Consider the following 13,175-nt stretch of genomic DNA (forward strand, 5'->3'; position numbering starts at 1 on the left):
GAGGAGATCGTGGACAGCGTGAAGCGGGTGACCGACATCATGGGCGAGATCACGGCGGCGAGCCAGGAGCAGACCTCGGGGATCGAGCAGATCAACCAGGCGATCACGCAGATGGACCAGGTGACGCAGCAGAACGCGGCGCTGGTGGAACAGGCGAGCGCGGCGGCGGGCTCGCTGCAGGATCAGGCGAGCCAGTTGTCGCGCGCCGTCAGCGTCTTCAAGCTCGGGCATTCGCGCCCCGCGGCAGTCCCGGTACGCCGAACGCCGGCGCAGTCCGCCAAGGCCGAGGCGCCCCGGCGCCCGTCGGCCACGGCCGCCAACGCGGCCGCCCCGGCGGGCGATTGGGAAGAGTTCTAGACCCCGGTTGGCTTGCCCGGCTCCTCATCCCGCACCGGCGAACGCCCGGGCCCGGGCCGCGGAACCCCCTTGAGCGACCCGTAGGTGTGGGCGTAGACCCAGGTGAACTCGACCCCCAGCAGGAAGATCTGCGCCGAGTAGTAGACCCACACCAGCACCACAACCAGCGAACCGGCGGCCCCATAGCCTGACCCGATGCCGGCGGTGCCGATGTACAGGCCGATCAGGTACTTGCCCACGGTGAACAGCACGGCGGTCACGGCCGCCCCCACCCACACGTCGCGCCACTGGACGCTTGCGCGCGGCATGACCTTGTAGATCATCGCGAAGCCCACGGTCACCGTGGCGAAGCCGAAGACCGAATTGACGTTCTGCGCCAGGGTGGCCCAGCCGCCGAAGAGCGGCGCCCACCATTCGCCCAGGGCCGCCAGTGCCGCGTTGACCACCAGCGACACGATCAGCAGGAAGCCGATCCCCATGATCATGCTGAACGAGAGCAGCCGCGTGCGCATGAGCGACAGCAGCCCGCCGCTCTCGTCGCGCGCCGGCGCGCGCCAGATGCGGTCGAAGGCGTCCTGCAGTTCGCCGAACACCGTGGTCGCACCGACCACCAGTAGACCGACGCCGACCACGGTGCCGACGATGCCCTGGGTCGGCCTGTTGAGTGCTTCCAGCATCGTCTGGACCGCCCGCGCGCCGTCGGCCCCCATCAGTTCGGAGAGCTGATCGAGGATCTCGCCACGAGCGGCCTCCTCGCCGAACACCAGGCCGACCACTGAGATCACGATCAGGATCAGCGGCGCCACGGAGAACACCGTGTAGTAAGCCAGCGCGGCGCCCATGCTGGGGGCGTAGTCGGCCCGCCACGAGGCCACGGACTGCTTGAAGAGGTCGAAAACCGCGCGTGCATTCATGGCCGGAGTTTCGCAGCAACCGAGGCGGTCCCGCGTCGGACGTCGCGCCAGTCCGCGCCGAAGTGGCCGGCCCACGATAATCGCCCCACATGCACCCGGCCTCTCCTCATGCGGCGGCGCCCGACCGCCCACGACCCCAGTCTCCGCGCGACCTGTTCGTTTCGTTCACCTGGCTCGCACTGCAGGGCTTCGGCGGCGTGCTCGCCATCGTCCAGCGCGAAATGGTCGAGAAAAAGCGTTGGCTCACCGCCGACGAGTTCCTCGAGGACTGGGCCGTGGCCCAGGTGCTGCCGGGGCCCAATGTGATCAACCTGGCACTGATGTTCGGCGACCGCCATTTCGGCCTGCGCGGCGCGCTCGCGGCCCTGGCCGGCATGCTGCTCGTGCCGCTCGGCGTGATCCTCGTGCTGGCGGTGGCCTATGCCCGCTTCGCCGCCAATCCCGAGGTGGCCGGCGCCCTGCGCGGCATGGGCGCGGTGGCCGGCGGGCTGATCGCCGCCACCGGCATCAAGCTGATCCCCCAGCTGCGCAAGCATCCGCTCGGCTTCGGCACCTGCCTGGCGCTGACGGCGCTGGTGTTCGCCGCCATCGCGCTGGCCCACATCCCGCTCGGCTGGGTGCTGCTCGCGGTCGGCGGCGTGGCCTGCGCCTGGACCTGGCGAAAGATCGGCGAATGACCATCGCAATGCACTGGCAGGACTGGCTGTCCCTGTTCGCCCAGTACCTGATGCTTTCGCTGCTCTCGATCAGCGGCGCCATCACCACCGTGCCCGACATGCACCGCTATCTGGTGAGCGACCACGGCTGGCTCACCGACGCCCAGTTCAGCTCCTCGGTCGCGATCGCCCAGGCCGCGCCGGGCCCCAACGTGCTGTTCGTCGCGCTGATGGGCTGGAACGTCGGCCTGAATGCCGGCGGCGGCATCGGCGCCGGCCCCCAGGCGTGGCTGCTCGGCCTCCTGGGCCTGGCGGTCACGATGGTCGGCATCATGCTGCCCAGCACCACCCTGACCTACTTCGCGACCCGCTGGGGCCATCGCAACCGCACGCGGCGCGAGGTGCGCGCCTTCAAGCAGGGCATGGCGCCGATCGTCATCGGCCTGCTGGTCGCCACCGGCTGGGTGCTGGCCGCGGGTAACCATGCCGGCAACGCGCCCGCCTGGCACCTGTGGCTGTTGACCGGCGTGGCGGCGTTTATCGTCTGGCGAACCCGTATCCACCTGCTGTGGCTGCTGGGGGCCGGCGCGCTGCTCGGCGCCCTCGGCTTCGTCTGATCCATCCACAAGGCTGTTCCATGCAACTTCGACCCCTGGGCCGCTCCGGCCTCCAAGTCTCCCCGCTGGCATTCGGCGGCAACGTCTTCGGCTGGACCGTGGACGAGGCGCTCTCGTTCCGGCTGCTCGATGCCTGGCTCGACGCGGGCTTCAACTTCGTCGACACCGCCGACGTCTATTCGAGCTGGGTGCCGGGCCACAGCGGCGGCGAATCCGAAACCCTGATCGGCAAGTGGCTCCGCCAGACCGGCAAGCGCCACCGTGTCGTTCTCGCGACCAAGCTCGGCAAGCCGATGGGGGAAGGCAAGAAGGGGCTGTCCCCGGCCTACATCCGCGAGGCGGTGGACGCGTCGCTGCGGCGCCTCAAGACCGACCACATCGACCTCTACCAGTCGCACGACGACGACCCGGAAACGCCGCTCTCGGACACTGCCGAGGCCTTCGCCGCATTGATCCAGGCCGGCAAGGTGCGCGCGATCGGGGCCTCGAACTTCAGCGCGCCGCGCCTGGCCGAGGCGCTGGATGTCGCCGAGAAGCAGAGGCTCCCGCGCTACGAGAGCCTGCAGCCGCTCTACAACCTCTACGACCGCGCCGTGTTCGAGGACGCGCTGGAACCGCTGTGCCTCGAGCGCGGTGTCGGCGTGATCAATTTCTACGCGCTCGCAGCCGGCTTCCTCACGGGCAAGTACCGCAGCGAGGCCGATGCCGCCAAGAGCGCGCGCGGTGCCAGCACGACAAAGAAGTACCTGAACCCGCGCGGGCTGCGCATCCTCGCCGCGCTCGATGCCGCCGCCACGACTCACGGCGCGACGGTGGGCCAGGTGGCGATTGCCTGGCAGATCGCGCGCCCCGCGATCACCGCCCCGATTGCCAGCGCCACCTCGATGAAGCAGCTCGACGAGCTGGTGGTGGCCGCCACGTTGCGGCTGGCGCCCGAAACGATCGCGGCGCTGGACGCGGCCAGTGCCGAAACCGTGCGCCCATGAATTCGCCCGACCCGCTGGCACCGCCGGCACTCGCGTATTTCGCCGACCTGACGGTCGAAGTCGGACACCCCCAGGTCCTGAGCCATGGCCCGCGCGGCATGCGGCGACTGGTGCCGATCACCGGCGGGGAGGCCCGCGGCCACGGCTGGACCGCGCGGGTCTTGCCCGGCGGCACCGATTTCCAGCTGATCGTGAGCGACACGCTGTCCGAACTCGACGCCCGCTACGGCCTCGAGACCGACGCCGGCGACCTGATCTACGTGCAGAACCATGCGGTCCGTTCGGCGCCGGCCGAGGTCATGGCCAAGCTGCTGCGCGGCGAGCCGGTCGACCCGGCCCAGGTCTATTTCCGCTGCAATCCGCGCTTCGAGACCTCGTCCCCGACCCTGGGCTGGATCACCGAGCGGATGTTCGTCGGCGTCGGTGTAAGGCACCCCACCCAGGTCGTGATGCGCTTCTTCACCCTCCCCTGACCGGCCGGCGCAGCCAGGCCCGTTGGTGGGACACCGCGGAACTGGCTTTGCCAGGCCGCCGGTGTCGCCCCCGGCAGGGGGTGGGCGGCTACACGAAGTGAGCCAACCTGGGGGGCGAGCTTCACCCCCTTTGGCGCATGGCTTCGTAGAGACAGATGCCGCTGGCCACCGAGACGTTGAGGCTTTCGACCGCGCCCGCCATCGGGATGCTCACCAGCTCGTCGCAGGTCTTGCGCGTGAGCTGCCGCATGCCCTCGCCCTCGGCGCCCAGCACCATCGCGAGGGGACGCTTCAGGTCGCACTGGTACAGCGTGCCGGGCGCGTCGTCGCTGGTGCCGACGCACCAGATGTTGCGCTCCTTGAGCTCGCCGAGCGTGCGCGCCAGGTTGGTCACCATGAAATAGGGCACGGTCTCGGCCGCCCCGCTCGCCACCTTGGCCACCGTGGCGTTGATGCCCGCTGCGTGGTCTTTCGGTGCGATCACCGCGTGGGCCCCGGCGCCGTCGGCCACGCGCAGGCAGGCGCCCAGGTTGTGCGGGTCGGTCACGCCGTCGAGCACCAGCAGCAGGGGCACTGTGCCTGCCGCTTCGAGGCCCTCGAGGAGCTCGTCGATCGAGTGGGTCTGGGCCACGGGCTCGACGCGCGCGGCCACGCCCTGGTGGCCGTGGCTGCCGCTGAGCTTGGACAGGCGCAGGCCATCGGCCTCGACCAGCCGCACGCCGGCCTCCTGAGCACGGGCGACGAATTGCCGCATGCGCGCGTCGCGCCGGCTGGCATCGAACAGCACCTCGATCACCGATTTCGGCGCGGTCTTGATGCGCACGCCCACGGCATGGAAGCCGAAGATCACTTTAGGGGAAGACATGCGGGGATTATCGAGCCCCCGGGACATGCGGCCCTCTTCAGGACCGGCCGCCGAAATACCACAGGGCGAGAACGACCAGGGCAATGGCCAGGACACCGGCCGCCACGCGCCATCGGCGCGGTCCGCCACGATGTCCGGGCGCGGGTTCCGGCCCGTCGCGGGGCGCCAGCCCGCCGAACGCAGTGTCTTCGTCGTCTTCGCTGTCGGATGAGGGTTTCTTCATGGCCGTGATCCCCCTGATGCCACCGCTCAGGCGCTGCGCCCGTCGAGCGCCACGCGCCCGGCCTCGATCGTGATCTTGCGTTCGCACTGGGCGGCAATGCCGCGGTCGTGCGTGACGAGCACGAGCGTGGTGCCCAGTTCGCGGTTGAGGTCGAACATCAGCCGCATGACCTGCTCGCCGGTGGCGAAATCGAGGCTGCCGGTGGGTTCGTCGGCCAGCAGCAGCGCCGGCTGGACCACGAAGGCCCGGGCCAGTGCCACGCGCTGCTGCTCGCCGCCCGACAGTACCTTGGGGTAGTGGCCCAGCCGCTGGCCCAGGCCGACGCGGCCGAGCATCTCGGTGGCTGCCTTGCGGGCATCCTTGCGATCGGCCAGTTCGAGTGGCAGCATCACGTTCTCGAGCGCGCTCAGGTTGCCGAGCAGCTGGAAACTCTGGAACACGAAGCCGACCTTCTGGGCCCGCAGGGCCGCGCGCTCGTCTTCGTCGATCGCGAACAGGTCCTCGCCGCCAAGCTTGACGGTGCCGCGGGTGGGCGTGTCGAGGCCGGCGACGATCGACAGCAGCGTGCTCTTGCCCGAGCCCGAGGCGCCGACGATCGCCGCCGTCTCCTTCGCGCCCAGGGTGAAATCGATGTCCTGCAGAATGTCCAGCGTTCCGGTGGAATCGGTGACGGACTTGAAGACATGCTCGACGGCAACGATGGCATCGGCTCGGTCATCGGTTCGGAATGAGGACATTGAAAGGTTTCGCGTGGTGAATCGACGTCACTTTATCTTGAGCGGCGCCCTGGCCGCGAATGCGGGGTCATGGCTGGCTGCCGAAGCGCAGGCCGCGGCGGGCAAACAGCCGTTGATCCTGGTGGTCGGCGATTCGCTGTCGGCCGAATACGGCCTCAAGCGCGGCGAAGGCTGGGTGCCACTGCTCGACCAGCGCCTGGCGCAGCAGAAGGTCGCGGCCACGGTGGTCAACGCCAGCATCAGCGGCGACACCAGCGCCGGCGGCCGGGCCCGCTTGCCCAACCTTCTGGCACAGCACCAGCCGACCCACGTGGTGCTCGAGCTGGGCGCCAACGACGCGCTGCGCGGCCTGCCACTGGCGAGCACCGAGGACAACCTGCTGCAGATGACACGGACCGCGCAGGCCGCGGGCGCCCAGGTGCTGCTGGTCGGCATCCAGGTACCGCCGAATTACGGCAGCGACTACACGCGCCGCTTCGAGGCGCTGTTCGCCAAGGTGGCCGCCGCGACCAAGGCGCCGCTGGTGCCCTTCCTCCTGAAGGGCGTCGCAGACGGGCCCGATGCCGCGGTGCTGTTCCAGGCCGATCGCATCCACCCGACCGCGGCCGCGCAGCCGCGGATGCTCGACAACATCTGGCCCACGCTGCGCAAGATGCTGCCCAAGTGAGCCGCCGACCAAGCAAAAAGCCGCCGCGGCGCACGGCCGCGGCGGCTTTTCAAAGGTCGACGCCGGAACGGCTCAGCCGTTCTTGGTGGGCAGTTCGGGCACCGTCGGCGGATCGCGTTCCAGCGATGCGACGTCGGTTTCAGGATCGCCCGGGGCAAGCCCGTCACTGCTGGGGCTGAGCTTGCGGTTGGCCTTCTCCCGCAGTTTCTCTTCCTTCTTTTTCTTCTTTGCCAGCTCTTTCTGGCGCTTTTCGTAGCCGTAATTTGGTGTTGCCACTGCTTCTCCTTCGGGCGAGACAGTCACGGTGACTGCACATGGTCAGACTGTACGCGATATCGAGGGCGGTTCAGACCGCCGCCGGGCCGCCCCAAGGCGGCCTGGGCCCCCTCCGGGCAGCACTTACACGAAGTGACAGTGCGTGGGGGCGTTTCACAGCGCCGCCAGCGCCTGTTCGAGGTCGGCGCGCAGGTCGCCCACATCCTCCAGGCCGATCGAGAAGCGCACCAGCGTGCCCTTGTGCGGCCATCTGGCGACCGCGGCGTCGCGCATCAGTCCGATGTCGTAGGGCACCACCAGGCTGATCGGCCCGCCCCAGGAATAGCCGAGCCGGAACAGCGCCAGGCTGTCGCAGAAACGGTCGATCTGCTCGCTGCCATAGCGGGCGTCGAACACCACCGAGAACAGGCCTGCCGCGAGATCGGTCGCCCCGCAGAGCCGCAGCCAGTGCGCATGCCCGGGCGAGCCCTCGAGCGCGGGGTGCAGCACCTGCGCGATCTCGGGCCGGCCTTCGAGCCAGCGGGCGAGCTCGCGCGCGCTCCGGTCGTGCGCCTCGTAGCGCAGCGCCATGCTCGGCAGCGAACGCAGCAGGGTCTCGACGTCGCCGACCCCGATGCCGAAGCCCATGCGCATGTGCGTGAGCTTGAGCGCGCGGTGCAGGCGCTCGTCGCGGGTGACCACGCTGCCCATCAGCACATCGCCGCCGCCGCTCGGGTACTTGGTGAGCGCATGGACGGAGATGTCGACGCCCTGCCCGCTGCCATTGAAATCGAAGGGCGCGAAGGCCAGGCCGGCGCCCCAGGTGTTGTCCAGCGCGGTGACCACGCCGCGGGCCCGACAGGCCTCGACCAGCGCCGGCAGATCCGGGAACTCCATCGTGACCGAGCCGGCCGCCTCCACCCAGACCAGCTTGGTGCGGTCCGACAGCTTGGCCGCGAGATCGGCCGGGTTCATCGCGTCGTAGAGCCGATGGGTGATGCCGAAGTTGGCGAGTTCGCCGGTGGCCAGCGCCTTGTTCGGGCCGTAGGCGTTGTCCGGGATCAGCACCTCGTCGCCGGCCTTCAGCAGCGCGAACGACACCAGGGCGATCGCCGCCAGCCCGCTGGGCACCAGCAGGCATTCGGTGCCGCCCTCCAGCGCGGCGAGCCGCTCCTCGAGCGTGAAGGTGGTCGGCGTGCCGTGCAGCCCGTAGGTGTAGCCGGCCTTGGTCCTCCAGTCGCGCGCGCGCATGGCGGCGACGTCGGCGAAGAATACGGTCGAGGCCTTGAACACACCGGGCTGGGGCGCCGCAAAATGGGCCGGTGGGGCGTAGGGATGATGGATCAGGTCGGTAATGGGCTTTCGCATCCCTCCATGCTAGTCGACCGGATCGGCGCCAGCGCGGACAATGGAAAGCATGCTGCTGACGCGCATCCCGCCTCCCTGGCTGCGGCCCTTCGTTCGTTCGATGTGGGCGAGCGAGCCCGGCCTCGCGGGCGCGGATGCGAGCCGGGCGCCCCATCGCGAACATGTCCTGCCGACCGGCGACATGCACCTGGTGTTCAGGCTTTGCGCCGCGCCGCTGCGGCTCTTCGCCGATGCGGCCGACAGCGCCGGCTGGACGCTGGGCCACGCGATCGTGGGCGGCGCCCGTTCGGCCTTCTATGCGCGCGAGGTGTCGATGCCGCCCACCTCGGTGGGCGTGCAGCTTCGTCCGGGCGCCGCCTGGGCGCTGTTCGGCATGCCGGCGTCGGCACTGGCCGAGCGCCACACGCCGCTCGATGCGCTGTGGGGCGCGAAAGCCGCCGAAGCGCTCGAACTGCTCCATGACCTCCCGACGCCCGAGGCCCGGCTGAACGCCCTGGAAGCGATGCTGACCCGGCGCCTGGCTCAGCAGCCGCATGCGCTGCATCCGGCCGTGGCGCTGGGCCTGCGCGGCCTGGTCGACGGCACCCCGGTGCGCGAACTGGTTCGCGCCAGCGGCTACAGCCATCGGCATTTCGTCGGCTTGTTCAGGGAGGCCGCAGGGCTGGCGCCGAAGCGCCTGCAGCGCGTCCTGCGCCTCCAGCGCCTGCTGACCGCGGCCCCGGGGACCATCGCCCTGCCCTGGGCCGAACTCGCCCAGGCGATGGGCTACAGCGACCAGTCGCATTTCATCCGCGAGTTCGGCGACTTCGCCGGCATGACCCCGCAGGCCTATCGCCGGGCGGCCCCCAGCGCGCCGAACCATGTCCGCATCGAGAGGTCAACTTCGTTCAATACAGCGGGCGCGGGCAGGTCCAGAATCTCACCCATACCGCTTCATCGAGGACTCCAGGATGACCGTCCATGAACTGTTCCCGTATCTCTGCGTGAAGGACACGGCCGCCGCCATCGCCTTCTACGGCGAGGTCTTCGGCGCGACCGAGAAATTCCGGCTGGCCGAGCCCAGCGGCCGAATCGGCCATGCCGAGCTCGACTTCGGCGGCACCGTCGTGATGCTGTGCGACGAGTTCCCCGAATACGGCATTCGGAGCGCCACCACGATCGGCGCCACGCCAGTGACGCTGCACCTGCACGTGGACAACGCGGATGCGCTGGTCGAGCGGGCACTGAAGGCTGGCGCGACGCTGGAGATGCCCGTCGAGGACCACTTCTACGGCGAGCGCTCCGGTACCTTCCGTTGCCCCTTCGGACACCGCTGGAACGTCGGCCACGCCATCGAGGAAGTAGACACAGCCGAGATGCAGAAGCGCTACACGGAAGAGCTCAAATGAGACCGATCGGCCCGGCCTGAATCAGACCGACCATTTCTCGAGCAGCTTCTCGGCACCCAGCGAGTCGTACCCCTCGAAGGGCTGATGGATCCACGGATTGGTCTGCAGGAACTCCACCGAGTAGTCGGGCGTGAAGGTCGACAGCGCCTTGGTCCAGAGCACCGCGCTGCGCAACTCGGTGATCGGCTTGTAGTTGCTCTTGAGCTGCTCCACCACGGCGTGCAGCGTGTGGCCCGAATCCGCGAGGTCGTCGACCAGCAGCACCTTGCCCGCGATCTCGCCCTTGGGCGTGGTGATGAAGCGCGCGATGTCGAGGTGGCCCTGCACCGTGCCGGCGTCGGCCCGGTACGAGCTGGTCGACATGATCGCCAGCGGCTTGTCGAAGATCCGCGACAGCACGTCGCCGGGCCGCAGGCCGCCGCGCGCCAGGCACAGGATGGTGTCGAAATGCCAGCCTGACTGATGCACCTTGATCGCGAGCTTCTCGATCAGGTTGTGATACTCGTCGTAGCTCACGTAGAGGTGCTTGCCGTCTTCGGTCAACATGGGTCTGGGCTCCAGCGGGGGTGGTGGTTCAATCGGCGAGATAGGGGTGGCGCATCATGATCGTGTGATCGCGATCGGGGCTGGTCGACACCATGTGGATCGGCACCCCCGTGACCTGCTCGATGCGCTGCAGGTACAGCCGCGCATTGATCGGCAGCTTGTCGTACTGGGTCACGCCCACGGTGCTGTCGCTCCAGCCTTCGAGCTTCTCGTAGACCGGCGTGCAGCGCTCGATCTCGTCGGCGCCCATCGGCAGGATGTCGGTGTATTCGCCATCCAGGTAGTAGCCGGTGCAAAGCTGAAGTTCCTCGAGGCCGTCGAGCACGTCGAGCTTGGTGATGCACAGGCCGCTCAGGCCGTTGACCTGGGCCGAGCGCTTGAGCAGCGCGGCGTCGAACCAGCCGCAGCGGCGGCTTCGCCCCGTGGTCACGCCCTTTTCGGCGCCCACGGTGCTCAGGTGATAGCCGACGGTGCCGGGCTTCGCCCAGTCGAGTTCGGTCGGGAACGGGCCGCCGCCGACGCGCGTGCAGTAGGCCTTGGTGATGCCGAGCACATAGTGGAGCATGCCGGGGCCGACGCCCGAACCGGCCGCCGCATTGCCCGCCACGCAATTGCTGGAGGTCACATACGGATAGGTGCCGTGGTCGACGTCGAGCAAGGTGCCCTGCGCGCCCTCGAACAGCAGGTTGGCGCCCGCGCGATGCGCGTCGTTGAGCTCGCGCGAGACGTCGGCCATCATCGGCTTGAGCAGTTCGGCGTGGCGCATCGCCTCGTCGTAGACCGTGTCGAAGTCGATCGCCGGCGCGCTCAGCACCTGGGTCAGCACGTGGTTGTGCAGCTCCAGCAGCACGCGCAGCTTGGTGGCGAAGCGCTCGGGGTGCTTCAGGTCCTGCACGCGCAGCGCGCGGCGCGCGATCTTGTCCTCGTAGGCCGGGCCGATGCCGCGGCCGGTGGTGCCGATCTTCTCGATGCCGCCCTTCTCGCGGTAGGCCTCGCGCGCGATGTCGAGCGCGGCGTGGAACGGCAGGATCAGCGGGCAGGCCTCGCTGACGCGCAGCCGCGAACGCACCTCGACGCCGGCCTTCTCGAGGCCTTCAATCTCCTCGAACAGCTTGGCCGCCGAGACCACCACGCCGTTGCCGATGTAGCACTTGACGCCGGGCCGCATGATGCCGCTGGGGATCAGGTGCAGCGCGGTCTTGACGCCGTTGATGACCAGCGTGTGGCCGGCATTGTGGCCGCCCTGGAAGCGCACCACGCCCTGCGCGCTCTCGGTCAGCCAGTCGACCAGTTTGCCCTTGCCCTCGTCGCCCCACTGGGTGCCGACGACGACCACGTTTCTTCCGGTGGTAACGCTCATGATGACTCTCTTCTCAGATCAGATTCGGATGGCTTGCACGCGCCACTGGCCGCCGGATTCGACGAGCTCGCGGTCGCAATGGAATTCGTCGATCTCGCTGTCGTGGCCCGGCAGCACGCAGACCACGGTCTCGCCCTCGCCGCGCAATGCGGCGATGGCCTTGTTGAGGGCTTCGGCATCGCTCCAGGGCGCCCGGATCGCGGCCCGCAACGGCCGCGCCGGCAGCGCCGCGACCAGCTCGCGGACATCGAGGCTGAAGCCGACGGCCGGACGGTTGCGGCCAAACACGGCCCCGACCTCGTCGTAGCGCCCGCCGCGCACCAGCGAGTCGCTGGCGCCGTCGGTGTAGATGCCGAAGCGCATGCCGCTGTAATAGGCGTAGCCGCGCAGGTCCGCCAGGTCGAAGCTGACGCGCGCGCCGTCCAGGCGGGCGGCGAGCTGCTTCAGGTCGGACAGTGCCGCCCGGATGCCCGGGCTGTCGGGCAGCACCCGGGCCGCTTCGTCGAGCACCGCCGCATCGCCATAGAGCTGCACCAGCGCCAGCAGGCTGTCTCGCGAAGGCGCCGGGAAGCCGGCGGTGAGCTCGCGCAGCGTGCTCGCGTCCTTGGCCGCCAGTGCCGCATGAACGCGCGCGATCATGGCGGCATCCGCCGTCACGCCGGCAAACAGCGAGCGCACGATGCGGGCGTCGGCCAGGTCGACGATCACGGGCGCCTGCGGCCGTCCGGTCACGCCGGCCGCCCGCAGGCAGTCGAGTGCCAGGCGCAGGATCTCGGTGTCGGCTTCGAGCCCCGCGTGGCCGTAGATCTCGGCGCCGAATTGCAGCGGCTCGCGCGTCGCGTGCGGGCGGTCGGGCCGGGTATGGACCACCGGACCGCAGTAGCACAGCCGCGCCACGCCCGCACGGTTGAGCAGGTGGGCATCGATGCGCGCGACCTGCGGCGTGGTGTCGGCGCGCAGGCCCATGCTGCGTCCCGACAGCTGGTCGACCAGCTTGAAGGTCTGCAGGTCGAGGGCTTCGCCGGTACCGGACAGGAGGGATTCGAGATGCTCGAGCAACGGCGGCATCACCAGCTCGTAGCCATAGCCACGGGCGGTGTCGAGCAGCTGGCGTCGAAGTTCTTCGATGTGGCGCGCCTCGGAAGGCAGCACATCGGCAATGTGATCCGGGAGGACCCAGGCGGACATGGAGATCGGGGGCGTGGTTAAACCGGGATTCTACCGGGCCCGTGAATCACCCCAGGAGCCAGAGCAGGATCAGACCCAGAAGAATGCTGCACAGGCCGAAGAAACGAAGCTGGCCGTCGCGCAACTGCATGAGCTGGCCGAAGCCGCGCCGCCAGCCGCCCGGGGACAGGAGCGGCAGCAGACCCTCGATCACCAGGACCAGGGCCAGCGCGCTCCAGAAAGTGTCGCTGTCCACTTGGCTGCAGCCGTGTTCAGCGACGCGGCGCGTTGCTGGTCGAGCCGGAGCCCTGCATGGCCCGGAAGAACTCCGACGAGGGGTCCAGCACCATCACATCGCTCTTCTTGTTGAAGCTCTGCTTGTAGGCGTCCAGGCTGCGGTAGAACAGCGCGAACTGCGGATCGCGGCCGAAGGCCTCGGCATAGATGCCGGCGGCGCGGCCGTCGCCCTCGCCCTTGATCTTCTGGGCGTCGCGGTAGGCATTGGCAACGATCACCTCGCGCTGGCGGTCGGCGTCGGCGCGGATCTTCTCGCCCTCGGCGAAGCCGGTGGAACGCAGCTCGTTGGCCACCCGCTT

General features: G+C 69.1%; 18 protein-coding genes and 1 pseudogene. 8 read left to right on the forward strand and 11 right to left on the reverse strand.

Features of this window, described 5'->3' with window-relative positions; all coding sequences use genetic code 11:
- A partial coding sequence (locus AB4Z46_RS34540) for a methyl-accepting chemotaxis protein (RefSeq protein WP_442288065.1) occupies positions 1-357 on the forward strand: 357 nt, incomplete at its 5' end.
- On the opposite strand, the gene AB4Z46_RS34545 is transcribed toward AB4Z46_RS34540, so the two are convergent.
- A complete protein-coding gene (locus AB4Z46_RS34545; protein WP_442288066.1) occupies positions 354-1,271 on the reverse strand; it encodes a YihY/virulence factor BrkB family protein in 918 nt (305 codons plus the stop codon). The genes AB4Z46_RS34540 and AB4Z46_RS34545 overlap by 4 nt on opposite strands.
- Before the next feature lie 89 nt (positions 1,272-1,360).
- On the opposite strand from AB4Z46_RS34545, the gene AB4Z46_RS34550 reads away from it, so the two are divergent.
- The 4 genes from AB4Z46_RS34550 to AB4Z46_RS34565 are packed head-to-tail and all read left to right on the forward strand — an operon-like array spanning position 1,361 to position 4,003.
- A complete protein-coding gene (locus AB4Z46_RS34550) occupies positions 1,361-1,948 on the forward strand; it encodes a chromate transporter (protein WP_442288067.1) in 588 nt (195 codons plus the stop codon).
- Positions 1,945-2,544 (forward strand): chromate transporter, encoded by a 600-nt coding sequence (locus AB4Z46_RS34555; protein WP_442288068.1) that lies wholly within the window; start codon positions 1,945-1,947, stop codon positions 2,542-2,544. Before AB4Z46_RS34550 ends, AB4Z46_RS34555 begins: the two co-directional genes overlap by 4 nt.
- A gap of 20 nt (positions 2,545-2,564) precedes the next feature.
- Positions 2,565-3,530, forward strand: a complete 966-nt coding sequence (locus AB4Z46_RS34560) for an aldo/keto reductase (RefSeq protein WP_442288069.1) — start codon at positions 2,565-2,567, stop codon at positions 3,528-3,530.
- Positions 3,527-4,003 (forward strand): DUF3237 domain-containing protein, encoded by a 477-nt coding sequence (locus tag AB4Z46_RS34565; protein WP_442288070.1) that lies wholly within the window; start codon positions 3,527-3,529, stop codon positions 4,001-4,003. Before AB4Z46_RS34560 ends, AB4Z46_RS34565 begins: the two co-directional genes overlap by 4 nt.
- 121 nt (positions 4,004-4,124) lie before the next feature.
- On the opposite strand, the gene rlmB is transcribed toward AB4Z46_RS34565, so the two are convergent.
- Genes rlmB through AB4Z46_RS34580 form a run of 3 tightly spaced genes read right to left on the reverse strand, consistent with a single transcriptional unit; the run spans position 4,125 to position 5,828 of the window.
- Positions 4,125-4,868, reverse strand: a complete 744-nt coding sequence (gene rlmB, locus AB4Z46_RS34570; protein ID WP_442288071.1) for a 23S rRNA (guanosine(2251)-2'-O)-methyltransferase RlmB — start codon at positions 4,866-4,868, stop codon at positions 4,125-4,127.
- 37 nt (positions 4,869-4,905) lie between these two features.
- Complete coding sequence (locus AB4Z46_RS34575) at positions 4,906-5,091, reverse strand: hypothetical protein (RefSeq protein WP_442288072.1); 186 nt, start codon at positions 5,089-5,091, stop codon at positions 4,906-4,908.
- A 26-nt stretch (positions 5,092-5,117) separates the two neighbouring features.
- Positions 5,118-5,828: an ABC transporter ATP-binding protein gene (locus tag AB4Z46_RS34580; RefSeq protein ID WP_442288073.1), complete on the reverse strand. Its 711-nt coding sequence runs from the start codon at positions 5,826-5,828 to the stop codon at positions 5,118-5,120.
- Here AB4Z46_RS34580 and AB4Z46_RS34585 point away from each other — a divergent pair.
- Entirely contained in the window at positions 5,791-6,495 is a 705-nt protein-coding gene (locus AB4Z46_RS34585; RefSeq protein WP_442288074.1) for an arylesterase, read from the forward strand. The two genes, AB4Z46_RS34580 and AB4Z46_RS34585, sit on opposite strands and share 38 nt — an antisense overlap.
- Positions 6,496-6,567: 72 nt before the next feature.
- Here the strand turns inward: AB4Z46_RS34585 and AB4Z46_RS34590 are convergent, their stop codons facing one another.
- Both AB4Z46_RS34590 and AB4Z46_RS34595 read right to left on the reverse strand, forming a co-directional pair.
- On the reverse strand, positions 6,568-6,771 hold the full coding sequence (locus tag AB4Z46_RS34590; RefSeq protein ID WP_055796387.1) for a hypothetical protein: 204 nt from the start codon (positions 6,769-6,771) through the stop codon (positions 6,568-6,570).
- 153 nt (positions 6,772-6,924) lie between these two features.
- A complete protein-coding gene (locus tag AB4Z46_RS34595) occupies positions 6,925-8,118 on the reverse strand; it encodes a cystathionine beta-lyase (RefSeq protein ID WP_442288075.1) in 1,194 nt (397 codons plus the stop codon).
- A gap of 49 nt (positions 8,119-8,167) precedes the next feature.
- Here AB4Z46_RS34595 and AB4Z46_RS34600 point away from each other — a divergent pair, with 49 nt between their 5' ends.
- Together AB4Z46_RS34600 and AB4Z46_RS34605 are read left to right on the forward strand one after the other, a co-directional pair.
- Positions 8,168-9,082, forward strand: a complete 915-nt coding sequence (locus AB4Z46_RS34600) for a helix-turn-helix domain-containing protein (protein WP_442288076.1) — start codon at positions 8,168-8,170, stop codon at positions 9,080-9,082.
- On the forward strand, positions 9,069-9,506 hold the full coding sequence (locus AB4Z46_RS34605) for a VOC family protein (RefSeq protein ID WP_442288077.1): 438 nt from the start codon (positions 9,069-9,071) through the stop codon (positions 9,504-9,506). Before AB4Z46_RS34600 ends, AB4Z46_RS34605 begins: the two co-directional genes overlap by 14 nt.
- Positions 9,507-9,527: 21 nt before the next feature.
- Here AB4Z46_RS34605 and AB4Z46_RS34610 read toward each other — a convergent pair whose 3' ends face one another.
- The 5 genes and pseudogenes from AB4Z46_RS34610 to AB4Z46_RS34630 all read right to left on the reverse strand — a co-directional run.
- Positions 9,528-10,052, reverse strand: a complete 525-nt coding sequence (locus AB4Z46_RS34610; protein ID WP_442288078.1) for a phosphoribosyltransferase — start codon at positions 10,050-10,052, stop codon at positions 9,528-9,530.
- 28 nt (positions 10,053-10,080) lie between these two features.
- Positions 10,081-11,412, reverse strand: coding sequence for an adenylosuccinate synthase (locus tag AB4Z46_RS34615; RefSeq protein WP_442288079.1), 1,332 nt, complete (start codon positions 11,410-11,412; stop codon positions 10,081-10,083).
- Between the two features lie 18 nt (positions 11,413-11,430).
- A complete protein-coding gene (locus AB4Z46_RS34620; protein WP_442288080.1) occupies positions 11,431-12,600 on the reverse strand; it encodes an ATP phosphoribosyltransferase regulatory subunit in 1,170 nt (389 codons plus the stop codon).
- A 46-nt stretch (positions 12,601-12,646) separates the two neighbouring features.
- Complete coding sequence (locus AB4Z46_RS34625) at positions 12,647-12,835, reverse strand: DUF2065 domain-containing protein (protein ID WP_442288081.1); 189 nt, start codon at positions 12,833-12,835, stop codon at positions 12,647-12,649.
- A gap of 16 nt (positions 12,836-12,851) precedes the next feature.
- A pseudogene (locus tag AB4Z46_RS34630) lies at positions 12,852-13,175 on the reverse strand (protease modulator HflC); the annotation flags it as partial.

Source organism: Variovorax sp. M-6 (assembly GCF_052114385.1).
Classification (GTDB): Bacteria; Pseudomonadota; Gammaproteobacteria; order Burkholderiales; family Burkholderiaceae_C; genus Variovorax.